We start from the raw sequence: 22149 nt of genomic DNA, 5'->3' as shown, positions 1-22149 counted from the left end.
GGGGGGGGGGGGGGGGGGGGGGGGGGGGGGGGGGTTTTACACCCCCCCCCCCCCCCCCCCCCCACCCCCGGCACCGACGCCTCACCGCCACCTTCCCTCGCGGGCGGGAGGTCGGCCGAGTGAGGTCCTTCGTCCCGGATCTGGTCAAGATCCTCGTCTTCGCCGTGGTGACCGTGCTGCTCACCGCGATCCTGGGCGCCACCATCGCGAACACCAACTTCGGCGAGACCTCGGGCTACACGGCCAAGTTCACCGACGCGTCCGGCCTCAAGGAGGGCGACGACGTCCGCATCGTCGGCGTGAAGGTCGGCCAGGTCGGCAAGATCGAGGTCGAGGAGGGCGACCGCAGTTTCGCCCAGGTCCACTTCGACGTCCAGACCGCGCATCGGCTGCCCGCGTCGGTGACCGCGACCATCAAGTACCGCAACCTGGTCGGGCAGCGGTACCTCTCGCTCGGTACGGACATCGGGGACGAGAAGTCGTTGCCGCGCGGCGGGGTCATCCCGCCCGAGCGCACCAAACCGGCGCTGAACCTGACCGTGCTCTTCAACGGGTTCAAACCGCTCTTCCGCGCGTTGAACCCCGAGGACGTCAACAAACTGTCCTACGAGATCATCCAGGTCTTCCAGGGCGAGGGCGGCACGATCACCAGCCTGCTCGCGCACACCGCGTCGGTCACGTCGGCCATCGCGGGCAAGGACAAGATCATCGGTGAGGTCATCGCGAACCTCAACACCGTGCTCGGCACGGTCGAGCAACGCTCGCCGCAGCTGGGCGAGCTGATCGACCAGACCCAGCGGCTGGTCACCGGCCTGGCCGAGCAGCGGCAGCCGATCGGCGACGCGGTCAAGGCGCTGGGCGACCTCACCGTCGCCACGACCGGCCTGCTCGCCGACGCGCGGCCCGCGCTCAAGGACGACGTCGCGCAGCTCGGCGCGCTGTCGCAGAACCTCGGCGATTCGGAACAGCTGCTCGACCATCTCCTGCAGGTGCTGCCGGGCAACCTGCAGAAGTTCACCAGGACGCTGAGCTACGGCAGCTGGTTCAACTACTACCTGTGCGGGATTTCCGGCAGCATCGGCATCAAGTCGCTCGACATCGAACTGCCGATCACGCCGCTGCCCGGCACGCAGCGACCGGAGAGGTGCGGGCCGTGAAGCCGCTCAAGGAACGCAACCAGGCCGTGGTCGGCGGCGTGACGCTCATCCTGATCGTGCTGATCACGGCGACGACGTACTTCTCCGACCGGATCCCGTTGTTCGGCAGCGGGACCACGTACTCCGCGTACTTCGGCGAGTCGGCCGGGCTGGCGCCGGACAACGAGGTCCAGGTCGCGGGCGTCAAGGTCGGCCAGGTCAGCTCGGTGGAGCTGGCGGGCAAGAAGGTGCTGGTGAAGTTCCGGGTCAAGGATGTCAGGGTCGGCGACGCGACCGCCGCGTCGATCGAGATCAAGACGCTGCTGGGGGAGAAGTTCCTCGCGCTCACGCCGAAAGGCAAGGCGAACCAGGATCCGAACACCACCATCGGGCTCGACCGCACGCGGACGCCGTTCGAGCTGCAGGACGCGTTCCAGGAGCTTTCGGGCACGGTCGGCGAGATCGACACCGCGCAGCTCGCGACGAGTTTCACCGTCCTCTCCGACGCGCTCAAGGACAGCCCGCAGTACCTCAAGGACGCGCTGGGCGGCCTTTCCTCCTTGTCCAAGACGGTGTCCTCTCGCGACGGTGACCTGAAGACGTTGCTGGCCAATACGAGCAAGGTGTCCAAGACCTTGTCCGATCGCAACGCCCAGCTGAAACGGATCCTCGACGACGGCAATCTCCTGCTCGCCGAACTGCAGAACCGGAAGGACGCGATCAGCACCTTGCTCAAGGGCACGCAACAGGTCTCGGCGCAGCTGTCCGGTCTCGTCGCCGACAACCGGCAACAACTGAAGCCGACACTGGAGAAACTCGGCAAGGTCACTGACATCCTGCAGCGCAACCAGGACAACCTCAGCCGCAGTCTCGCGCTGATGGCGCCGTTCGCCCGCGTCGGCGCCAACGCGACCGGCAACGGGCGCTGGTTCGAGGGCTACCTGTGCGGCCTGCTGCCGCCGACGATCATCGCGGGCGCGTTCCAGGTGAACCCGGAGGGCTGCACCCCGCCGATCGCGGCACCGAACCAGGGGGTGGGCGGACGATGAGCACGCGGACCCGCACGTTGTACAACTGGGTCGCGTTCGCCTGCGTCCTCGTGCTGCTCGTGACCGCCGGTCTGTGGCTGGTGTTCAAGGAACCCGGCGGTACCAGGATCAGCGCCTACTTCGGGAAGACGGTCGGGCTCTACGCGGGTTCGTCGGTCCGGGTGCTCGGGGTGAAGGTCGGGGAGATCACCGGCGTGACACCGCAGGGCGAGGCGGTTCGCGTCGACATGCGGATCGACGGCGACACCCCGATCCCGGCCGACGCGGGCGCGGTCGTCGTCGCGCCGAGCCTGGTCAGCGACCGCTACGTCCAGCTGACCCCGGCCTACGAGAGTGGCCCCGAAATGGCGACGGACACGGTGATCGCCAAGGAGAAGACGGCGACACCCGCCGAACTGGACGACCTCTACACGAGCCTCGACAAGCTCTCGACCAGCCTGGGACCCAACGGTGCCAACAAGAACGGCGCGCTGTCCGACGTGCTCGACACCGCGGCGGCGAACCTCGGCGGCAACGGGAAGAACCTCAACACCACGGTGACGCGGCTGTCCGAACTGGCGAAGACCTTGGACAGCTCCAAAGGCGACTTGTTCACCACGATCCAGAACCTGAACTCCTTCACCGGCGCGCTGGCCGAAAGCGACAAGCAGCTCAACGAGTTCTACCGCCGGGCCGCGGACGTGAGCGGGTTCCTGGCGGCGGACTCCGCCGACGTGGGCTCCGCGCTGAGCTCTCTGGCGACGGCGATGGGCGACGTCGAGAAGTTCGTCGCGGAGAACAAGGACCTGCTCTCGTCCAATGTGGACAAGCTGGCCGGGCTGACGAAGGTGCTCGTGGACCAGCGGGCCTCGCTCGCCGAGGTGATCGACATCGCGCCGACCGGGGCGACCAACTTCATCAACTCCTACGACGCCGCGTCCGGCACGATCGCGGTGCGGGACAACCTGAACGAGCTGACCCATCCGCCGATCCTGACCGTGTGCCGCCTGATCAGCGCGAGCACGCCGAAACCGATCCCGGACGCGCTGGGCAACATCTGCAAGCAGCTGGCGCCCGTCCTCGACGGCACGCTCAAACTCCCGTCGGTCCCGCAGGTGCTGGCCTCGTTGCAGAGCGGCGAACTGCCGCCGTTGCCGCTCCCGCTGGTCGACGTCATGACCAAGGGACTCCCGAAATGAGGCGGCAGCGGCAGAAGATCGCCGGGGTGATGGCGGGCGTCCTCGTGCTCGCCGGCTGCAGTGACGGCGGTTTTTCGGGGCTGTACAACACACCTTTGCCGGGTGGCGCGGATCTCGGAGACCATCCGTACCGGCTCTCCGCGCAGTTCTCCGACGTTCTCGACCTCGTGCCGCAGGCGAGTGTGAAGGTCAACGACGTCCCGGTCGGCAGGGTCGAGAAGATCGACCTCGCGGAAGACACTCGGTCGGCGTGGGTGAGCATGGTGGTCAACGGCGACATCGTGCTGCCCGCGAACGCGCGGGCCGAGCTGCGGCAGTCGAGCCTGCTGGGGGAGAAGTTCGTCGACCTGCACGCTCCCGAGAAGCCCGAAGGAGCGCTCGCCGAGGGCGCGAAGATCCCGCTGGACCGCACGAACCGTAACCCCGAGGTCGAAGAGGTCCTCGGCGCGCTTTCCCTGCTGCTCAACGGCGGCGGGGTCGAGCAGATCCAGAAGATCAGCCACGAACTGAACGAGGCGCTCACCGGAAACGAGGCCGAGGTCCGCTCGCTGCTGTCCCAAGTGGACAAGCTGGCGACCGAACTCGACGGGCACAAGGGCGAGATCCTGCGCGCCATCGACGGACTCGACAAGCTGTCCAAGACCCTCGTCGGCCAGACGCAGAACCTCACGAACGCGCTCGACCATCTCTCGCCGGGGCTCAAGGTCGTGACCGAGCAACGGGATCAGCTCGTCGGGATGCTGCAGTCGCTGAACACCCTTTCCGGGGTCGCCACCGAAACGATCAAGGCGAGCAAGGACACTTTGGTCGCGAACCTGCGCGCGTTGCAGCCCACGCTGAAGAAGCTGACCGAGGCGGGCCAGGATCTGCCGACGGCGCTGCGGATCCTGCTCACGTATCCGTTCCCGGACTACGCGGGCAACGTGATCAAGGGCGACTACGCGAACGTGGAAGCCAAGATCGACCTGAAGCTGGACACCTTCCTGGAGAACATGAACAACTCGTCGCAGCCGATCATCCAGCTGCCGGGCACCCAGGGCACCGGCACACCCGGCGCGATCCCGTTCAACAACGGTGCGGCCCCACCGGTGCTGCCGCTGCCCACGGGCGACCTCCCGCAGGCTCCCCAGGCACCGCAAGGGAACGCGCTGGGCGGCGTGCTCGGCGGGATCCTCGGGCCACTGCTGGGAGGTGGCAAATGATCACGCGCAAGACCAAGATCCAGCTGGCGGTGTTCGTCGTCATCGCGGTGGTTTCGGTGGTCTACGCGGGCGGCAAGTACGCCGGGCTGGACCGGCTCCTCGGCACCCGTGGCTACCTCGTCACCGCGCAGCTCGTGGACTCCGGCGGGATCTTCGTCAACGCCGAGGTCTCCTACCGCGGTGTCGCGGTCGGCAAGGTCGCGTCGATGACGCTCACCGAACACGGCATCGACCTCGGCCTCGACATCGATTCGGGCGCGCCGAAGATCCCCGCGGACACCAAGGCCGCGGTCGCGAACCGGTCCGCGGTGGGGGAGCAGTACGTCGATCTGCTGCCCATGCACGAAAACGGGCCGTACCTGGCCGAGGGTTCGGTCATCAAACGCGACAAGACCTCGATCCCGCTCGCCCCCGACACCGTGCTGTCCAATTTGGACAAACTGGTGTCGAGTGTGAAGCCGGAGTCGTTGCGGACCGTCGTCGACGAGACGTATGAGGCCTTCGCGAACGCCGGCCCGGATCTGCGGCAGCTGCTGAACAGCACCGGCTCGCTCACCGCGACCGCGACGCAGTACCTGCCCGACACCCAGGGCCTGCTCGCCAACTCGCGGACGGTGCTGGACACGCAACGGCGGCAGGCGGACAACATCACCCAGTTCTCCAGCGGCCTCAAGACGATCGCCGCGCAGCTGAAGACGTCCGACCCGGACCTGCGGCGCGTGATCGACGAGGCACCGAAGCTGAGCCGCCAGATCAGCGACGTGCTCGCGGTCTCCGGGACCGACCTCGGCGTGCTGTTCGCGAACACGCTCACGACCGCCCAGATCACCTCCGCCCGCACCGACGCCATCGAGGAACTCCTCGTCGCGTACCCGATCATCTCGGCGTTCTCGCGCTCGACGTCGCCGGACGGCACCGGTCACCTCGGCGTCGTGTTCAACTTCTTCGACCCGGTGTCGTGCACGAAGGGCTACGAGGGCACGAAACAGCGTCCCGCCAACGACACCACCGAGGCACCGGTGAACACCCAGGCGTACTGCGCCGAGCCGCCGGGAAGCCCCACAGGCGTGCGAGGCTCGCAGAACGCCCCGTACGCCGGGAAGCCGCCCGCAGTCCCGGCGCGGCCTAAGCAGACCCAGCAGGCGGCGGACTCCGCCCAGCTGCCGGGAGTGCTGAGCCTGCTCACAGGATCCGCGCCCGGCGGCCTCGGCGCGTTGCTGGGCGGCAAGTAGTGCTCACCCGTGCCCTCACCGTCGTGGCCGCGCTGGCGGTTCTCGCGGCCGCCTGGTTCGGCTGGTCCTGGTGGAGCGCCGCCCGTGACGACGGCCTGGCCAGGGGCCGGGAGCGTGAGGCCGTGCTCGCCGCCGCGTCCGGCCAGCTGGAGGTACTCAACACGATCGACTACCGCAGCGGGGCGAAGGACGTCGACCGCTGGCTCGGCGTCACCACCGGTCGGCTCGGCAAGGACCTCACCGGCGACCGGCAGATCCAGATCGACCGGGCGACCTCGATCAAGACCGTCGCCACCGCGAAGCTCAAGCAGGCCGCGGTCACCGAGCTCGACGCCACCGCCGGGACGGCCCGCCTGATGGCCGTGCTGGACGTGCGGATCAGCACCGGCGGCGGATCGGCCGCGCCCAAGGTGAGCAGGCTGACCGTGGATTACCAGCGCGTCGAGGACGGCTGGAAGGTCAGCGCGGTCCAGGCGGCGGGCTCATGACCGGGCGCGTCCCGCGGCTGCTGATCGCGATCATCGTGCTGGCCACCGGCTGCGCGGTGTGGTTCGGCCTTCAGGCGTCCTCGCTGGGCTCGGACGGCAACGCGGCGCTGGTCGACCAGGCCGCCACGGCCGAGGTCGCGGACCAGGTCGGCGCCGGGGTGAAGGCCGTGTTCTCCTACGACTACAGCAACCTCGCGCGCACCGAACGGGCCGCCGCCGACGTGCTGACCGGCGAGGCGACCGGGCAGTACCGGGACCAGTTCGCGTCGGCTCGCAAGCGGGCGGAGGAACAGAAGCTCGTGCGCACGACGACGGTCCGGTCACTGGGCGTCCGGTCCCTGCGCGGCGACCAGGCCGAGGTGCTGTTGTTCCTCGACCAGCAGACGTTGACCGCCGGTGGCGGTGCGCCGCAGTCGTCGGTCTCCCAGCTTTCGGTCACCGCGCTGCGCGTCGACGGCCGGTGGAAGATCTCCCAGCTCACTCCGCTGTGATCAGGAGAGGCGTTTCACCTTCGCGCCGGTGATCGCCCCGCCGGAAACGGTGTAAGAACCGGAAAAAGCGCGGAGTGAACCATCGGTCTGCCGGGCCGAAAGATCGACGTACACGGTGTTTCCGCTCGTGCTCCGCACGGTGAGCGCCACCCACGAAGTCGTCGCGTATCCGCCGGCCCAGGAGGCATAAGTGCCGCCTTTCGCCAGTCGCTGACCGCCGAGATTCCACGCGGTGAGGTAATCACGCCGGTTGAGCGCGTCGTAGAAGGCGATCACCGTTCGCGCCACCGGAACCGCGGATTCGGGATACACCGTCTGGGTCGCCGGTGGTGCGACATAAACCGTCTGAGGTGGCGCCGCGACCACCGGTGGCTGGATCACGATCGTGTTCGGCGGCGCGGCCACCGCGACGGCCGGCATCGCCGTTCCCTGATTCGGTACCGCGCACGCGGCCAGCGTCCCCGCCGCCATCAGCGTCATCACGGCCCACTTCGTGGCTCCCATTTCTCTCCCCTTTTCCTCGTGCTACCGAGAATGCGGGAACGGCGACCGGCTCGATAGGGGATTTGGCCTCGTTACGAATGGTGAAAAACGCGCCGGAACCGTTATCGGATCTTGTGCGCCCCTGGGCTAAAGCCACCCTCGTCTCACACCGGAACGCCGCCGGGTTTAGCGTTAGGCATGACCACTGCACCTGTCGATGTCGAGAGCGCCCGCCGCGACTACGCGGCCCTCGTCGACCGTGGCCTCTCCCTGGACATCACCCGCGGCAAGCCGTCCCCTCGCCAGCTGGACCTCGCCGACGGGCTGCTCGCCCTCCCCGGAGACGTGCGCAAGGCCGAAGACGGCACGGACGTCCGCAACTACGGCGGCCTCAAGGGCCTGCCCGAGCTCCGCCGCATCTTCGCCGGGCCGCTGCAGGTCCCGGCCGAGCAGCTGCTGGCCGCGGGCAACTCCAGCCTGGAGCTCATGCACGACTCGATCGTGCAGGCCTTCCTCAGCAAGCTCCCGGGCGCCGAGCGCCGCTGGGCCGACGAGCCGAGCGTCAAGTTCCTGTGCCCCGTGCCGGGCTACGACCGCCACTTCGCGCTGGCCGAGCGCTTCGGCATCGAGCTGATCCAGGTGCCGCTGACCGAAACCGGCCCGGACATGGGCTTCGTCGAGCGTCTGGTCGCCGAGGACGCCGCGATCAAGGGCATCTGGTGCGTGCCGAAGTACAGCAACCCGACCGGCATCACCTACAGTGACGACACCGTGCGCCGCCTGGCGACGATGATCACGGCCGCCCCGGACTTCCGGATCTTCTGGGACAACGCCTACGCCGTGCACCACCTCACCGAGGACGAGGCGGAACTGGCCGACCTTCTCGCGCTGGCGACCGAGGCGGGCAACGCCGACCGCGTGTTCGTCTTCGGCTCGACCTCGAAGGTCACCTACGCGGGTGGCGGCGTCGGCTTCTTCGGCGCGTCCGAGGCGAACCTGGCCTGGTGGACCGGCCTCATCGGCAAGCGGACCATCGGCCCGGACAAGGTCAACCAGCTCCGTCACGCGCAGTTCCTGCGCGACGAGGACGGCGTCCGCGAGCACATGCGCAAGCACGCCGAGCTCATCGGGCCGAAGTTCGCGGCCGTCGACGAGATCCTGACCAAGGAACTCGGCGAATCGGGCCTCGCGTCCTGGACCAAGCCGACCGGCGGGTACTTCATCTCGCTGACCGTCCCGTCCGGGACCGCCAAGGAGGTCGTGCGGCTGGCCAAGGAGGCGGGTATCGCCCTGACCCCGGCCGGCGCGACCCACCCGTACGGCGACGACCCCGAGGACGCCGTCATCCGCATCGCGCCGACGTACCCTGAGCTGGCCGAGGTGGAAGAGGCCATCCGCGGTCTCGCCGTCTGCGTTCGCCTTGCCGCGGCGACGAAGAAATAAGTTCGAGATCTTCTCCAATCCGGGCCGCGAGTGGTTCCGAACGTCCGAGTGGGTGGGTGTGCACCGCAAAGACGAGAGGAACCACTCGTGTTCGGAAAGCCCTTCGTTCGTACCCTGATCTCGCGCAGCGCCGAGAACCGCACGGATCGCCGCCGGTTCCTGAAGGCCGCCGGCGCGGCGGGCCTCGGCGTCGTCGGCGCGACCTACCTCGGGGTGCAGGCCACATCGTCCGCTTCGGCGACGGGTGAGGCCGCTGCCGCCGAGGCTCCGAGTGACGCGGCCGTGCTCAACTTCGCGCTCAACCTGGAGTACCTCGAAGCCGAGTTCTACTCCTTCGCCGTCTACGGCCGCGGGCTGCCGGACGACCTCACCGGTGGCGTCGGCACCCAGGGCGGCGTCGCCGGCGGCAAGAAGGTGATGTTCCACGACAAGGCGTTGCACCAGTTCGCGAAGGAGATCGCGGGCGACGAGGTCGCGCACGTCAAGTTCCTGCGCGGCGCTCTGGGCGAGGCCGCGGTGTCGCGGCCGGAGATCGACCTCAAGGACAGCTTCACCGCCGCGGCCAAGGCGGCCGGGCTGATCAGCGAGTACCAGCAGTTCGACCCGTTCGCCAACGAGAAGAACTTCCTGCTCGCGGCGTACCTGTTCGAAGACGTCGGCGTCACGGCCTACAAGGGCGCCGCCCCGCTGATCACCAACAAGACGTTCCTCGACGCGGCCGCCGGCATCCTGGCGGCCGAGGCCTACCACGCCGCCACCATCCGGACCTCGCTGTTCGACCGGGACCTCGGCGACGCGGCGGCCAAGATCTCCAACGCGCGCGACGCCCTCGACGGTCCCGGCGACGACGACCAGGGCGTCCTGCTCGGGAACCAGGCCAACATCGTGCCGACCGACCACAACGGCATCTGCTTCGGCCGCGGTGCCGACCGGGTGCTGAACGTCGTCTACCTGAACCCGGGCGCGGTGAAGCAGGGCGGGTTCTTCCCCAAGGGGGTCAACGGCGACATCGTCGCCAGCGGCGGCGCGTGATTCGCCCTCTGTCGTGTCGCCGTTTCCCGGTACCGTCGGGTGTCGGCGACACGACAGGGGGTTCGCGGTGAAGGCAGTGATCATCGGCGGCGGCATCTCGGGCACGGTGACCGCGATGGCGTTGCGGCGGGCCGGGATCGAGGCCAGCGTCCACGAGGCGTATCCGTCCGGCGGTGAGGACGCGGGCGCGTTCCTGACGATCATGCACAACGGCATGGACGCCCTGCGCGCGATCGGCGCCGACGGGCCGGTGATCGACAACTCCTTCGGCGCCGTTGGGCTGGAGCTCGTCACTCCGGACGGACGGACCGTCGACCGGCGTTCCTTTGACATCGACGGTCTCGCCGGGCCGCGCACCTTGACCCGGGCGGCCCTTTACCGTGCGCTGCAAGAGGAAGCGATCTCGCGCGGGATCACCTTCGAACGCGGGAAGCGGCTGGTTTCCGCCTCGCCGGGGATCGCGCGGTTCGAGGACGGGACCACGGCCGAGGGCGACATCCTGATCGGCGCCGACGGCCTGCGCTCGGTCGTCCGGACGATCATCGACCCGGACTGCCCGCCGCCGCGCTCGACGGGCCTCGACGTCGTCTACGGCTACACGACCGACACCAGCATCCCGCAGGCGCCTTCCCTCTACCGGATGGTCCAGAGCCTGCACGCCTTCTTCGGCTACACGAGCACGCCCGACGGCTCGACGTACTGGTTCGCGCGGCTTCCCACGGCCGAGGGAGTGCGCTCCGGCCTGACGCCTGCAGAATGGCGCGCGGCCGCTTTCGCCGCCTTCGACGGGGAACCGTTGCCTGCCGCGGAAATCATCCAGTCCACCGGGGACGACGTCTTCGGCGGCCACTCCTACGACGTGCCTTCGACGCCGGTGTGGTCCAACGCGTCGATGGTGCTCGTCGGCGACGCGGCGCACGCGGCCTCGCCCGCCGCGGGGCAGGGCGCGTCGATGGCGCTGGAGGACAGTGTCGTGCTGGCGCAGTGCCTGCGGGATCTTCCCGACGCGCCAACGGCTTTCGCGGCCTACGAGCGGTTGCGGCGGGCGCGGGTGGAGGAGCTGGTCGCCGGCAGCGCGGCGGTGTCTTCGGGAACAACTTCCGACCGGGACCGGAACTGGCTGTACCAGCACCACATCGAGTGGGACGAGACGATTCGCGTTTAGCCGACTAATTGCGAGAGCCCCAAGTCCGTGAAGGCCTCCTTCACTACCTTCAGGGTAGGGAAGGAGGCCTTCACGGCGTCAGAGCTACTTCTTGTACAGCGCTTCGATGTCGGTCGCGTAGTTCTTGTTCACGATGTTGCGCTTCAGCTTCAGGCTCGGCGTGATCTCCCCGCCCGCCTCGGTGAAGTCCTTCGAGAGGATCGTGAACTTCTTGATCGCCTCGGCCTGTGACACCGCGCTGTTGGCCTGATCCACGGCCGTCTGGATCTCGGCGCGCAGTTCGGCGTCGTCGGCCAGGTCGGACACGGAGGCGTCGGAAGGCTTGCCGTGCTGCGACTTCCACGACGGGAAGTACTCCTCGTCGATGGTGATCAGCGCGCCGATGAACGGCCGCTGGTCGCCGACGACCATCGCCTGGCTGACCAGCGGGCTGGCCTTGATGGTGTCTTCGAGCCCGGACGGGGCGACGTTCTTTCCACCCGCCGTGACGATGATCTCCTTCTTGCGCCCGGTGATCTTGAGGAACCCGTCGCTGTCCAGCTCGCCGAGGTCGCCGGTGTGGAACCAGCCGTCCTCCAGCGCTTCGGCGGTAGCTTCGGCGTTGTTGAAGTAGCCGCCGAACACGACGTCGCCCTTCAGCAGGATCTCGCCGTCGTCGGCGATCCGGACCGACGTGCCGGCGACCGGGCGGCCCACGGTGCCGACGCGGAACCCGTCCTGGGTGCCGACGCAGGCCGCCGCGGAGGTCTCGGTCAGGCCGTAGCCCTCGAACACCGGGACACCGATGCCGCGGAAGAAGTGCGCCAGCCGCACGCCGAGCGGGGCACCGCCGGACACCGCGGCGACGCACCGGCCGCCGAGGGCCGCGCGCAGCTTGCTGAAGACCAGCTTGTCGAACAGCGCGTGCTTGACCTTGAGACCCAGCCCGGCGCCGCCGGCGTCCTGAGCCTGGCTGTAGGCGACCGCGGTGGCTTCGGCGGCGTCGAAGATCTTGCCCTTGCCGTCGCCGTGCGCCTTCTGCTTCGCGCTGTTGTAGACCTTCTCGAACACCCGCGGCACGGCGACGACGAACGTCGGCCGAAAGGTGCCGAGGTCGGCGACGAGGTTCTTGACGTCCGAGGTGTGCCCGAGGGTCACCCGTGCGCTGAGCGCGGTCACCGCGATGGCGCGGGCGAGGACGTGCGCGAGCGGCAGGAACACCAGCAGCGAGTTGCCCTGCTCCATCAGCTGCGGGAACGCGGCGATGTCGGCGCGGATCTCGGCGAGGAGGTTCCGGTGGGTCAGCTCGACGCCCTTGGGGCGGCCGGTCGTGCCCGAGGTGTACACGATCGTGGCCAGGTCGCCGGCCTTCACCGAGCGGCGGCGCTCGTGCAGGTCGTCGTCGCCGAGCTCGGCGCCCTGTTCGGTGAGATGGTCGACGGCGGCCGCCTCGATCTGCCAGGTGTGCTCGAGCGTGTCGAGGCGGGCCTTGACCGATTCCAGCGTCGCGAGGTGCTCGTCGGTCTCGACGAACACGGCCTTCGCGGCCGAGTCCGAGAGGATCCAGTGGACCTGCTCGGCCGACGAGGTGTCGTAGATCGGGACGGTGACCGCTCCGGCGGCCCAGATCGCGAAGTCGATCAAGGTCCATTCGTAGCGGGTCTTCGACATGAGCCCGACGCGGTCGCCCGGTGCGATGCCCGCCTGGGCCATTCCCTTGGCCACGGCCAGAACCTGGGCGGCGAAGTCTTTGGCGGTGACGTCCAGCCAGGTACCGTCGACCTGGCGGCGGAAACTCACGACATCGGAGAACCGCTCGGCGTTCGCCCAGACGACGTCCGCGAGGTTCTCGTCGTCGGTCACCGGATTGGCGGCGGGGGCGCTGAATTCGCGCACGAGGAACCTCCGTGTTCGCGTGCAAGTGGTGTGACCGGTGTTACCCGCCAGTCAACTTAGCGTGCCGTGCACCTTAAGACCATGCTGACGAATCGGCCATACCCAGGGCATGACATTCTGCCGCTGTGAACCAGGCGCCGCCAGCTCTCGACATCGTCGACGAGACCTTCCTCGTGGTCCCGCCCTCCACCGTGGCCGCCGCTTTCGCCGATCCGCGATCTTGGTCACGTTACTGGCCGGACCTCGTCCTGGAGGTCTACACCGACCGCGGGGACCAGGGATTGCGCTGGACCGTGCGCGGTGCCTTGATCGGTACCATGGAGGTCTGGCTCGAGCCGGTGCTCGACGGCACCTTGCTGCACTACTTCCTGCGCGCCACTCCCGCCGGTCCCGACGGGGAGCCGCTCGGCCTGGCGCCGCGGGAGCTGCGCCGCGAGTTCGACCGCCGGGCCCGCGCCGCCAAGGCGATCGCGCTCGGGCTCAAGGAGGTCTTGGAGGACGGGCGCGAGCCCGGAGTCGGCCCGCGGGCCGAATAGGGGAGAGGCGGAGCTGCGGATGTGTCGCGATGTGGTGACCACCCACGACCGCGGGTCCACCAAGGAGCACAGGGGTGAGCATGCGGGTTCACGTGGTGTCGGACGTGCACGGCAACGCCGACGCGCTCAAACGCGCGGGCGATGGCGCCGACGCACTGGTCGTGCTGGGCGACCTGCTGGATTTCGTCGACTACCGCGAGCACGACAAGGGCATCATGGGCGCGCTGTTCGGCGCGGAGAAGGTCGGCGAGTTCGCGCGGCTGCGGCGTGAGGGCACTCGTGACGAGACCGTTGCCTTCTCGCGATCGTTGTGGGCCACTTTGGCCGATCCCGCCGCCGCCGTCGGCGAAGCGATCCACGACCAGTACGCCGTCCTGTTCGGTGCTTTGACCGCGCCGACGTTCGCGACCCCCGGCAACGTCGACGACCCTTCGCTGTGGCCCGAGTTCGCCGGCGACGGCATCACCGTCCTCGACGGCGAGGTCGCCGAGTTCGGCGGCCTGCGGTTCGGGTTCATCGGCGGCGCGCTGCTCCCGGCGAACGTGGTCCCGCGCCGCAACGGCTTCTGGCGGCCGTACCTGCGCACCCGCGAGGAGTACGACGCCGCCGTCGCCGGGCTGGAGAACGTGGACGTCCTGTGCACCCACATCCCGCCCGCCATCCCGGAGCTGACCTACGACGTGATCGCGCGGCGGTCCGAAATCGGCTCGGCGGCGCTGGTGGATCTCATCCGCGAGCAGCGGCCGCGCTGGTCGGTCTTCGGGCACGTCCACCAGCCGCTGACGCCGAGGACGAGGCTCGGCAGGACCGAATGCCGTAACGTCGGTCACTTCAAAGAGACCTCACAGCCGTACGTGCTGCGCTGGTGACCCTCGGCTGCGGCTAGAGTTTGGACCATGGCCGAGCAGTCCACGCAATCCATCGAGGTCGACGCCGAGCCCGAGCAGGTCATGGCCGTCATCGCCGACTTTCCCGCGTACCCGGAATGGGCCAAGGCCGTCCGGGAGACCGAGGTGCTCGGCGAGGACGCCGACGGTCGCGCCAAGCAGGTGAAGCTCACCCTCGACGCCGGACCCATCAAGGACGTCTACACCCTCGAGTACGACTGGGACGCCGACGGCCACGGAGTCAGCTGGCACCTGGTCAAGGGGCAGATGCAGAAGGCCCAGAACGGCCGCTACGCCCTCGAAGCGCTGGGCGCCGGACGCACCAAGGTGACGTATACGCTGTCCGTCGAGCTGGCGCTGCCGATGATCGGGCTGCTGCGCCGCAAGGCCGAGAAGATGGTCATGGACACCGCGCTCAAGGAGCTCAAGAAGCGCGCTGAAGCATCCTGAGTCGAAGGGTAGGCATGCGGATCCTGCTGTTCACCGGCAAGGGGGGTGTCGGCAAGACCACGCTGGCCGCGGCGACGGCGGCGGCACTGGCCGGGCGGGGCAGGAAGACACTCGTGGTCTCGACCGACCCGGCGCATTCCCTCGGTGACGCCTTCGGCCGCGCGCTCGGCGGCGAACCGTCCGAAGTGGACGCTGTGTCCGATGGTCCCTCCGCGGTAGGGAGTACGTCGGGACTGCTCCACGCCGCCCAGATCGACACCCGCGGCCTCGTGGACAGCACCTGGCGCGAACTCCGGCGGGAACTGCAGACCGCGCTCGCGGGAGCGGGCCTCGACTCGCTCGACGCCGAAGAGCTCACCGTGGTGCCCGGCGTCGACGAACTGCTCGCCCTCACCGAGGTCCAGCGCCTCGCCGAGCACGGTCCCTGGGAGACGGTCGTCGTCGACTGCGGGCCGACCGCGGAAACCCTGCGCCTGCTGGCCTTGCCCGAAGCCGTCTCGGGGTATCTGTCGCGGATGTTCAAACCGGGCGCGCGGCGGACCGCGGCCGCCGTGCGGCGGCTCGGCGCGCATCTGGAGTCGCTGCGCGCGTTGCTGACCGATCCGGCCACCACCACCGTGCGGCTCGTGCTGACGCCGGAACGCGTCGTCGTCGCCGAAGCCCGCCGCACCCTCAGTTCCCTTGCCCTGCGCGGGATCCTGGTCGACGGCCTGATCGTCAACCGGCTGATGCCCGCGCCCGGGTTCTGGCGTGGCGCCGCGGCCTCGTGGATGCGGACCCGGCGCACCCAGCAGAACGCCGTCCTCGCCGAACTCGCCGACGCGGGCTTCGGGCCGGGACAGGTGAAACCCGTCGAGCATCGCGCCGTCGAGCCGGTGGGGCTCGAGGCGTTGCAGGAAATCGCGTACGAGCTCTATCAAGGGCTGGATCCCTTGGCAGGGAACGAAAAAGGTGTGACCCCGCTGCTGCAGGTGTCCGAATCGGACGGCGGCTACGAGCTGCGCGTCGCGGTGCCGTTGCACCGAGACTCCGAAGTGGACCTGGCCAGAGTGGACGATGATCTCGCCGTCACCGTGGACGGTTTCCGGCGGCTGATCGCGCTGCCGGAGATGTTGCGCCCGTGCCGGATCACCGGTGCGGAATCCGACGCGCACGGCCTGGTCGTGAGCCTGGCCGGGAACCGGGGACCCGGGTGAGCGAGAACAACGAGGACACCGGATCGAGGCCGCTCGAACTGGCCGAAGAGATCCGCCTGCTGGTCGAACTGGTCGTCGAGCACGCCGCGCCGTGGCTGGAGGGCCTGATCTCCGCCGGGCACGGCTGCACCGACCACGACGCCGACGGGTGGTGCCCGCTCTGCGCGATCGTCGGGGTCTTCCGGGGGGAACGGCCCGAGTTCGTGGCCCGCCTGATGGAGCAGGCCGCGCAGCTCGTCGCGTTGCTGCGGGCGGTGCTCGCCGATCGATGGGAACCCGAGGCCGGCGTGCACATGCCGGGGTTCCAGCCTGCGCGGAAGGAGCCCGCGGCCGAAGATGTCCCGATGGGAGCTTCGCGGGTCCAGCACATCACGGTGACCAGGCGCGACGCTTGGCAGCCGGACCGGGAGAACTGAGTTGCTGACGGTAGGGGTGGACGTCGGGGGCACGAGTGTGCGCGCCGGCGTGGTGGACGAGCACGGCTCGCTGATGGACACCGCCAGGGTCGGGACGCCGAGCGGGGAGGACGCGCTCGAAGACGCCATCGCCGGTGTCGTCGAGGACCTCCGCAACCGGCACGACGTGTCGGGTGTCGGGCTCGCGGTCGCCGGATTCGTCGCCAAGGACCGGCGGACGGTGATGTTCGCGCCGCATCTGTCCTGGCGTGCCGCGCCGGTCGCCGAGCGCATCGAAAAACGGGTCGGCCTGCCGGTGACCCTGGAGCACGACGTGAACGCCGCCGCGGTCGGCGAATACCGCTTCGGGGCCGCCCGGGGCGCTCATGTCGCCGCGCTGATCGCCCTCGGTACCGGCATCGGCGCGGGACTGCTGCTCGACGGCAAGATCTACCGGGGCGCGTACGGCGTCGCACCGGAGCTCGGGCATCTGACCGTCGTCCCCGGCGGCAGGCCCTGCCCGTGCGGGAAGTACGGCTGCTGGGAGCGGTACTGCAGCGGGACGGCGCTGGCCGCGACGGCGGTGGAACTGCTCGCGCGGCATCCCGGCCGCTCGACCGTGCTGGCGCGCGAGACCAGGGGAGACCCCGGTTCGGTCACCGGCCGCCGGGTCGCCGGGGCCGCCCGCGACGGCGACCCGGTCGCCCAGCGCGCGATGACCGAGCTGGCGAAATGGCTCGCCGAGGGGCTGGCGCTGGTCGCCGACGTCTTCGATCCGGAGCTCATCGTGATCGGCGGCGGCGTGTCGGAATCGGCTCCGCTGTTCCTCGACGAGGCCCGCGAGCACTACGCGGACAAGATCACCGGAGCCGGGCACCGTCCGCTGGCGCGGATCCGGGCCGCGCACCACGGCGACGATTCGGCGATCGTCGGTGCCGCCGCCCTCGCCGTCGACGCGGCGAAGGCTCCCGGTGCCGAGATCGGTGTGACACGCTGAAGCGGTGACCCGGCAAGACGGCAACGGCTTCGTGAAGTGCGACTTCGGGCATCTTCACTGGGGTTTGAACGGCGCGGCCGGGTTGCTGCTGTCCGATCCCGCGCGCGGTGTCCTGCTGCAGCGGCGGGCCTGGTGGGTCCACCATGGACGCACCTGGGCGCTGCCCGGGGGCGCCGTCGAGGCAGGGGAGAGCCCGCGTGAGGCGGCCACCCGCGAGGCGCACGAGGAGGCCGACATCCCGCCCGCCGGGGTCCGTCCGCTGGCGGCGTCGCACGTCGACCATGGGAACTGGCGCTACACCACCGTCCTGGCCGTGCCGATCGGCCCGCTTTCGGCCAGGGTGAAGAGCGCGGAGAGCGCGGAACTGCGCTGGGTCCGCGCGGGCGAGGTCGCGGATTTCCGGCTGCATCGCGACTTCGCGGCCGCGTGGCCGGGATTGAGGGAGCACTTGGATCGCAGGCTGGTACTGGTGGTCGACGGCGCGAACGTCGTCGGGTCGCGGCCGGACGGCTGGTGGCGGGACCGGCGTGGCGCCGCGGAACGGTTGCGGGACAAGCTCGCGACCCTGTCCGAGACCGGGCTCACCGATCCGGCACTGCCCGGTGGCGGCGAATGGTCGTGGTGGCCGAAGGTCGTCCTGGTCGTCGAGGGCAAGGCACGGGGAGTCGCGACGGTGCCGGGCGTCGAGGTCGTCGACGCCGAGTCCGACGGGGACTCCCAGATCGTGGCCGTCGCACGCGAGGCCCGGGCGGCCGGTCCGGACGACCACGTCGTCGTGGTGACCGCCGATCGGGAGCTGCGGTCTCGCGTCGAGGCCCTGGGCGCTTCGACCTTCGGCCCGAGCACCCTCCTGGCGCACCTCGACTCCCGCATTTAGTCCTCTGAATGCGGTAGTTGCACGGTCAGGGGCGTGGGATCTTCCCGTCCCGCATCTCCGCGATGAGCGAAGCGACGACGGCGCGAAGGCTGCCGTTGTACTGCTTCGCCACCGCGCGCTGACGCAGGTAACTGGGCCCGTAGGCCAGGATGGTCTCCACGGATCGCAGCTCGTCGGCGCAGTCCAGGCGCCGGGCCACCGGTTCGAGCCGGTCCAGCAGGTCGTAGGTGTCGTCGGTGACGAGCCGCTCGTTGCCCGCCGCGTCGAGGATGACGATCGCGTCGACGCCGTAGCGCGCCGCGCGCCACTTGTTCTCCTGGACGTGCCACGGCGGCAGCGTCGGCAGGATCTCGCCGTCGTCGAGGCGCGCGCTGAAGTCGTCGACCAGGCATTGGGTCAGCGCGGAGATCGCGCCGACCTCCTCCAGCGTCGGCAGCCCGTCGCACACCCGCATCTCGATCGTCCCGAAATGCGGCGCGGGCCGGATGTCCCACCGGATCTCGGAGAAGTGGTCGATCACGCCCGTGGTGAACATGTCGTCGACGTAGCTCTCCAGCTCGGTCCACTTCCGGAACTGGAACGGCAGCCCGGCCGTCGGCAGCTGCTGGAACATCAGCGCGCGGTTCGACGCGTACCCGGTGTCCTCCGCGCCCCAGTACGGCGAAGACGCCGAAAGCGCTTGCAGATGCGGCGCGTACTTGAGCAGGGCGTCCAGGATCGGCAGGGCCTTGTCACGGTGGTCGACGCCGACGTGCACGTGGACGCCGTAGATCAGCATCTGCCGTCCCCACCACTGGGTCCGGTCGATGAGCTTGGCGTAGCGCTCCTTGTCGGTGACCTTCTGCTGATACCACGTCGAGAACGGATGCGACCCGGCCGAGAACAGCTCGACGCCCAGCGGGTCCAGTACCGAATGCACGACGTCGAGCGAGGTGTTCAGATCGGCCTTGACCTCGGCGATCGTGTCGCAGATCCCGCTGATCACCTCGATGGTGTTGAGCAGCAGTTCCTGTTTGATCTTCGGGTGCTCCTCCTCGCCGTCGGGACGGACGGCGTCGAGGACCTGCTCCGCGACCGACGAGAGCTCACCGGTCCGCCGGTCGACGAGGGCGAGCTCCCATTCCGCGCCGACCGTCGACCGGCGCGAGGGAGTGAAGTCGATCTTCATCTTCCGAATTGTCCGGCAGATCAGACCTGGGCGCCGTTGTTCGGATCCGCGCCGGGCGGCGGCCCCTGGCGCACCCGCAGCAGGAGCAGGGCGATCGCGGTCGCGAGGGCGAGGATCCCGAGCGGGGTGCCGAGCCGGGTGCCCATGCCGATCAGGGTGGGCGCGATCAGGAGCAGCAGGCCGAGCAGGAAGAACAGCAGGACGATGAACGCGCCCTTGCGCGGACGCGGCAGGGGAGGTGGCTCGGGCGGCACGAAGTGGCCCTCGTCGTCGCTCGACCCGGCGGGGTCGTCCTCGAAAAGGGTCTTGTCCCAGCTGGTGCCGCCGCCGCGCCAGCCCGGTTCGGGTTCGGCGTCCGGCTGCTCGGGCCGTGGTGTCTTCTCGGCGGGCTTTTCCGCCGGTTTCTCCAGTTCCTCGTCCGGGAACAGACCGACGCCCTCCGCACGGAGGTCGGCCACGATCTCGGCGAACGTCGCGTCGACGTCCTCCGGCCCGTCCTTGCCTCTGCTCATCCGGCGTCCACCTGTCCCGCCCGGCGCACGGACCGGGCGAAGTCCACCGTACGCGTGAAGATCAGGCCCGCGTCGTGGTCTTGGGTGGCGACGTGGAAGCTGTTCTCCAGCACCACCTCGGTCACGTCCTCGCTGCCGATCCCGTCCAGGATCACCTGGGAGTTGACCGGCTCCACGATGTGGTCGACGGCCGAGTGGAGCAGCAGCACCGGCTGCGTCACCTTGCCCAGATCCGCGCGGGTGAGCTTCCACAGCTTCGCCAGGCTCGCCGCGGCGCGCACGGGCGTCCGCGAGTAGGCCAGCTCCGTCTCGCCGGGCTTCGCGATGTCGTTCGCCACGCCCGGCACCGAGGGCAGGATCCGCGACAGGACGGGCAGCAGCTTGGCGTCCCAGCGCAGGGTCAGCACCGATGGGTTCACCAGCACGATGCCGGCGATCCGGTCGCCGAACTCCTCGGCCAGCCGCAGCGTCAACGTCCCGCCCATCGACATCCCGGCGACGAATACCGTCTCGCAGGTCGAGAAGAGCGCCAGCAGCTCTTCGCGGACCGCGCCGTACCAGTCCTCCCAGCCTGTCCGGTTCATGTCCTGCCACCGTGTCCCGTGCCCGGGGAGCAGCGGGCAGCGCACCGTGTAACCGGCTTCGGCCAGATGGTCGCCCCAAGGCCGCATACTCGCGGGGGTACCGGTGAATCCGTGGCAGAGCAGGAACCCTGCTTCGGACGAACCGGTGTGAGCGAACGGTTCCGCGCCGGCGAGGACGGCCATGCGATCGCCTTCCGTGAGAGCTGGGTAGGTCTACTATGTTCGCACGACCGGAGCGGCTTGTGGGCCCCCGCACTCACTTCGAAAATCAGGTGGGATCGGGTGTGAGATCCGTCGCTGGGTGCGGGTAACCGGGTGGACTTCGTTGTGCCTGGCGAGCGCGATTCGTAGTCTTGACCATCGGGCGCGGGGGTTGAGCTGCTAGGAGGAGTTTTCGCAGTGCTGTACTGGCTCATGAAACACGTGTTTATCGGGCCACTGCTCAAGGCGCTGTGGCCCACCAAAGTCGTCGGCGCGGAGAACATCCCCGACGACGGTGGCGCGATCCTCGCGGGCAACCACCTCGCGGTGGCCGACTCCTTCTTCATGCCGCTGCGCGTCAAGCGCAAGGTGACCTTCCCGGCCAAATCGGAGTACTTCACCGAAAAGGGCTTCAAGGGTCTGCTGAAGAAGTGGTTCTTCACCGGCGTCGGCCAGTTCCCGATCGACCGCTCCGGCGGCAACGCCGCGCAGGCCGCGCTCGACACCGCGACCCGGCTGGTCCGCGAAGGACACCTCCTCGGCATCTACCCCGAAGGCACCCGTTCCCCGGACGGCCGCCTGTACAAGGGCAAGACCGGCGTCGCGCGGATCGCGCTCGAATCCGGTGGCGTCGTCGTCCCGGTCGCCATGATCGGCACCGACAAGGTCAACCCGATCGGCTCGAAGATGTGGTGGCCGCGCCGCCTGGAGATCCGCTTCGGCAAGCCGCTCGACTTCTCGCGCTACGAAGGTCTCGCCGGCGACCGCTTCATCGAGCGGTCCATCACCGACGAGATCATGTACGCGCTCATGGAGCTCTCCGGCCAGGAGTACGTCGACATCTACGCCGCCAAGGCGAAGGAACTGCTCGCCGCCGAGGAGGCGGGAGTCCGTCCGAAGGTGCCCGCGCAGCCGTCCGCCCACGACGTCGCCCGTATCCCGGACACCAAGGTCGGCTGACGCCCCACTAGGGTTCTCCGGTGCGCTTTTTCTACGACACCGAATTCATTGAGGACGGCGTGACCATCGATCTGGTGTCGATCGGTGTCGTGGACGAAAGAGGACGCGAGTTCTACGCGGTCTCGACCGATTTCGATCCCGGCAAGGCCGGCCCCTGGGTCCGCGACAACGTGCTCCCGAAACTTCCGTCGCCCGCCGACCCGGCGTGGCGCAGCCGCGAAAAGATCCGCACGGATCTGCTCGAGTTCTTCGGCAAACCGCCCGGCGGGATCGAACTGTGGGCCTGGTTCGCCGCCTACGACCACGTCGCGCTGGCGCAGCTGTGGGGGCCGATGCCCGCGCTGCCGCGCCAGCTGCCGCGCTTCACGCGTGACCTGCGGCAACGCTGGGAGGACGCGGGCAAGCCGAAGCTGCCGTCGGCCCCGGACGACCAGCACGACGCGCTGGCTGACGCGCGGCACAACTACCAGCGGTGGCAGATCATCGAGAGCTATTGGCACCGGTAGGGCCTTGAAGGCCGTGAAGGACGCCTTGAGGGGCCCCCCGTGCCGCCAAGCGGGCCTAGACCCCCCAGGCCCCCACCCCCCGCGGCCCGGGGGGGGGGAGGGCGGG

General features: G+C 69.1%; 24 protein-coding genes. 19 read left to right on the top strand and 5 right to left on the bottom strand.

Translation table 11 applies throughout. The annotated features are described in order from the left end of the window. The first annotated feature begins 119 nt into the window (after positions 1 to 119). Genes ACIRGA_RS08305 through ACIRGA_RS08275 form a run of 7 tightly spaced genes read left to right on the top strand, consistent with a single transcriptional unit; the run spans position 120 to position 6776 of the window. Entirely contained in the window at positions 120 to 1157 is a 1038-nt protein-coding gene (locus tag ACIRGA_RS08305) for an MCE family protein (RefSeq protein ID WP_400938067.1), read from the top strand. Continuing rightward, on the top strand, positions 1154 to 2185 hold the full coding sequence (locus ACIRGA_RS08300; protein ID WP_400938065.1) for an MCE family protein: 1032 nt from the start codon (positions 1154 to 1156) through the stop codon (positions 2183 to 2185). Before ACIRGA_RS08305 ends, ACIRGA_RS08300 begins: the two co-directional genes overlap by 4 nt. Next, positions 2182 to 3363, top strand: a complete 1182-nt coding sequence (locus ACIRGA_RS08295) for an MCE family protein (protein WP_400938062.1) — start codon at positions 2182 to 2184, stop codon at positions 3361 to 3363. The genes ACIRGA_RS08300 and ACIRGA_RS08295 overlap by 4 nt, the downstream gene beginning before the upstream one ends. Further along, on the top strand, positions 3360 to 4565 hold the full coding sequence (locus ACIRGA_RS08290; RefSeq protein WP_400938059.1) for an MCE family protein: 1206 nt from the start codon (positions 3360 to 3362) through the stop codon (positions 4563 to 4565). Before ACIRGA_RS08295 ends, ACIRGA_RS08290 begins: the two co-directional genes overlap by 4 nt. Beyond that, positions 4562 to 5797 (top strand): MCE family protein, encoded by a 1236-nt coding sequence (locus tag ACIRGA_RS08285; protein ID WP_400938058.1) that lies wholly within the window; start codon positions 4562 to 4564, stop codon positions 5795 to 5797. The genes ACIRGA_RS08290 and ACIRGA_RS08285 overlap by 4 nt, the downstream gene beginning before the upstream one ends. Continuing rightward, positions 5797 to 6285, top strand: coding sequence for a hypothetical protein (locus ACIRGA_RS08280; RefSeq protein ID WP_400938055.1), 489 nt, complete (start codon positions 5797 to 5799; stop codon positions 6283 to 6285). Before ACIRGA_RS08285 ends, ACIRGA_RS08280 begins: the two co-directional genes overlap by 1 nt. Continuing rightward, entirely contained in the window at positions 6282 to 6776 is a 495-nt protein-coding gene (locus ACIRGA_RS08275; protein ID WP_400938052.1) for a hypothetical protein, read from the top strand. Before ACIRGA_RS08280 ends, ACIRGA_RS08275 begins: the two co-directional genes overlap by 4 nt. On the opposite strand, the gene ACIRGA_RS08270 is transcribed toward ACIRGA_RS08275, so the two are convergent. After that, positions 6777 to 7280, bottom strand: coding sequence for a hypothetical protein (locus tag ACIRGA_RS08270; protein ID WP_400938050.1), 504 nt, complete (start codon positions 7278 to 7280; stop codon positions 6777 to 6779). Between the two features lie 177 nt (positions 7281 to 7457). Here ACIRGA_RS08270 and ACIRGA_RS08265 point away from each other — a divergent pair, with 177 nt between their 5' ends. From ACIRGA_RS08265 to ACIRGA_RS08255, 3 genes are all read left to right on the top strand, one after another. Beyond that, the gene (locus ACIRGA_RS08265; protein WP_400938048.1) at positions 7458 to 8702 is read left to right on the top strand and encodes an aminotransferase class I/II-fold pyridoxal phosphate-dependent enzyme; all 1245 of its coding nucleotides are present in this window, start codon (positions 7458 to 7460) and stop codon (positions 8700 to 8702) included. Positions 8703 to 8789: 87 nt separating this feature from the next. Next, a complete protein-coding gene (locus ACIRGA_RS08260; RefSeq protein ID WP_400938046.1) occupies positions 8790 to 9734 on the top strand; it encodes a ferritin-like domain-containing protein in 945 nt (314 codons plus the stop codon). Positions 9735 to 9801: 67 nt separating this feature from the next. After that, complete coding sequence (locus ACIRGA_RS08255) at positions 9802 to 10899, top strand: FAD-dependent oxidoreductase (RefSeq protein WP_400938044.1); 1098 nt, start codon at positions 9802 to 9804, stop codon at positions 10897 to 10899. A gap of 84 nt (positions 10900 to 10983) precedes the next feature. Here the strand turns inward: ACIRGA_RS08255 and ACIRGA_RS08250 are convergent, their stop codons facing one another. Beyond that, positions 10984 to 12774: an AMP-dependent synthetase/ligase gene (locus ACIRGA_RS08250; RefSeq protein ID WP_400938041.1), complete on the bottom strand. Its 1791-nt coding sequence runs from the start codon at positions 12772 to 12774 to the stop codon at positions 10984 to 10986. 125 nt (positions 12775 to 12899) lie between these two features. On the opposite strand from ACIRGA_RS08250, the gene ACIRGA_RS08245 reads away from it, so the two are divergent. From ACIRGA_RS08245 to ACIRGA_RS08215, 7 genes are all read left to right on the top strand, one after another. Continuing rightward, the gene (locus ACIRGA_RS08245) at positions 12900 to 13310 is read left to right on the top strand and encodes a polyketide cyclase / dehydrase and lipid transport (RefSeq protein WP_400938038.1); all 411 of its coding nucleotides are present in this window, start codon (positions 12900 to 12902) and stop codon (positions 13308 to 13310) included. An 80-nt stretch (positions 13311 to 13390) separates the two neighbouring features. Beyond that, positions 13391 to 14179: a metallophosphoesterase gene (locus tag ACIRGA_RS08240; protein WP_400938220.1), complete on the top strand. Its 789-nt coding sequence runs from the start codon at positions 13391 to 13393 to the stop codon at positions 14177 to 14179. Positions 14180 to 14206: 27 nt separating this feature from the next. Further along, positions 14207 to 14647, top strand: a complete 441-nt coding sequence (locus ACIRGA_RS08235) for an SRPBCC family protein (protein ID WP_400938035.1) — start codon at positions 14207 to 14209, stop codon at positions 14645 to 14647. 14 nt (positions 14648 to 14661) lie between these two features. Beyond that, entirely contained in the window at positions 14662 to 15843 is a 1182-nt protein-coding gene (locus ACIRGA_RS08230) for an ArsA family ATPase (protein ID WP_400938032.1), read from the top strand. Next, entirely contained in the window at positions 15840 to 16259 is a 420-nt protein-coding gene (locus ACIRGA_RS08225; RefSeq protein WP_400938029.1) for a hypothetical protein, read from the top strand. Before ACIRGA_RS08230 ends, ACIRGA_RS08225 begins: the two co-directional genes overlap by 4 nt. 16 nt (positions 16260 to 16275) lie before the next feature. Further along, positions 16276 to 17235, top strand: a complete 960-nt coding sequence (locus ACIRGA_RS08220) for an ROK family protein (protein WP_400938217.1) — start codon at positions 16276 to 16278, stop codon at positions 17233 to 17235. A 4-nt stretch (positions 17236 to 17239) separates the two neighbouring features. Next, entirely contained in the window at positions 17240 to 18112 is an 873-nt protein-coding gene (locus tag ACIRGA_RS08215; RefSeq protein WP_400938026.1) for an NUDIX domain-containing protein, read from the top strand. Positions 18113 to 18137: 25 nt separating this feature from the next. Here ACIRGA_RS08215 and ACIRGA_RS08210 read toward each other — a convergent pair whose 3' ends face one another. From ACIRGA_RS08210 to ACIRGA_RS08200, 3 genes are read right to left on the bottom strand one after another with little or no spacing between them, the layout of a single operon-like run. Then, positions 18138 to 19280, bottom strand: coding sequence for a glutamate--cysteine ligase (locus ACIRGA_RS08210; RefSeq protein ID WP_400938023.1), 1143 nt, complete (start codon positions 19278 to 19280; stop codon positions 18138 to 18140). A 20-nt stretch (positions 19281 to 19300) separates the two neighbouring features. Then, the gene (locus ACIRGA_RS08205) at positions 19301 to 19792 is read right to left on the bottom strand and encodes a hypothetical protein (protein ID WP_400938020.1); all 492 of its coding nucleotides are present in this window, start codon (positions 19790 to 19792) and stop codon (positions 19301 to 19303) included. Continuing rightward, complete coding sequence (locus ACIRGA_RS08200) at positions 19789 to 20559, bottom strand: alpha/beta hydrolase (protein WP_400938017.1); 771 nt, start codon at positions 20557 to 20559, stop codon at positions 19789 to 19791. The genes ACIRGA_RS08205 and ACIRGA_RS08200 overlap by 4 nt, the downstream gene beginning before the upstream one ends. Before the next feature lie 216 nt (positions 20560 to 20775). On the opposite strand from ACIRGA_RS08200, the gene ACIRGA_RS08195 reads away from it, so the two are divergent. Beyond that, positions 20776 to 21537 carry a lysophospholipid acyltransferase family protein gene (locus ACIRGA_RS08195; RefSeq protein ID WP_400938015.1) on the top strand — a complete coding sequence of 254 codons (762 nt, stop codon included), beginning with the start codon at positions 20776 to 20778 and terminating at the stop codon, positions 21535 to 21537. A gap of 20 nt (positions 21538 to 21557) precedes the next feature. Continuing rightward, on the top strand, positions 21558 to 22043 hold the full coding sequence (locus ACIRGA_RS08190; protein ID WP_016332795.1) for a polyadenylate-specific 3'-exoribonuclease AS: 486 nt from the start codon (positions 21558 to 21560) through the stop codon (positions 22041 to 22043). Positions 22044 to 22149 lie beyond the last annotated feature (106 nt).

Origin of the sequence: Amycolatopsis sp. NPDC102389, from assembly GCF_044765885.1 — a bacterium.
Taxonomy (GTDB): domain Bacteria; phylum Actinomycetota; class Actinomycetes; order Mycobacteriales; family Pseudonocardiaceae; genus Amycolatopsis.
This window is presented reverse-complemented; position numbering and strand designations above follow the sequence as displayed.

Coding starts and splice junctions, on each gene's coding strand:
- ACIRGA_RS08205 (WP_400938020.1), bottom strand. CDS start 19,792: ATGAGCAGAGGCAAGGACGGGCCGGAGGACGTCGACGCGACGTTCGCC.
- ACIRGA_RS08230 (WP_400938032.1), top strand. CDS start 14,662: ATGCGGATCCTGCTGTTCACCGGCAAGGGGGGTGTCGGCAAGACCACG.
- ACIRGA_RS08295 (WP_400938062.1), top strand. CDS start 2,182: ATGAGCACGCGGACCCGCACGTTGTACAACTGGGTCGCGTTCGCCTGC.
- ACIRGA_RS08285 (WP_400938058.1), top strand. CDS start 4,562: ATGATCACGCGCAAGACCAAGATCCAGCTGGCGGTGTTCGTCGTCATC.
- ACIRGA_RS08290 (WP_400938059.1), top strand. CDS start 3,360: ATGAGGCGGCAGCGGCAGAAGATCGCCGGGGTGATGGCGGGCGTCCTC.
- ACIRGA_RS08210 (WP_400938023.1), bottom strand. CDS start 19,280: ATGAAGATCGACTTCACTCCCTCGCGCCGGTCGACGGTCGGCGCGGAA.
- ACIRGA_RS08240 (WP_400938220.1), top strand. CDS start 13,391: ATGCGGGTTCACGTGGTGTCGGACGTGCACGGCAACGCCGACGCGCTC.
- ACIRGA_RS08270 (WP_400938050.1), bottom strand. CDS start 7,280: ATGGGAGCCACGAAGTGGGCCGTGATGACGCTGATGGCGGCGGGGACG.
- ACIRGA_RS08235 (WP_400938035.1), top strand. CDS start 14,207: ATGGCCGAGCAGTCCACGCAATCCATCGAGGTCGACGCCGAGCCCGAG.
- ACIRGA_RS08200 (WP_400938017.1), bottom strand. CDS start 20,559: ATGGCCGTCCTCGCCGGCGCGGAACCGTTCGCTCACACCGGTTCGTCC.
- ACIRGA_RS08275 (WP_400938052.1), top strand. CDS start 6,282: ATGACCGGGCGCGTCCCGCGGCTGCTGATCGCGATCATCGTGCTGGCC.
- ACIRGA_RS08265 (WP_400938048.1), top strand. CDS start 7,458: ATGACCACTGCACCTGTCGATGTCGAGAGCGCCCGCCGCGACTACGCG.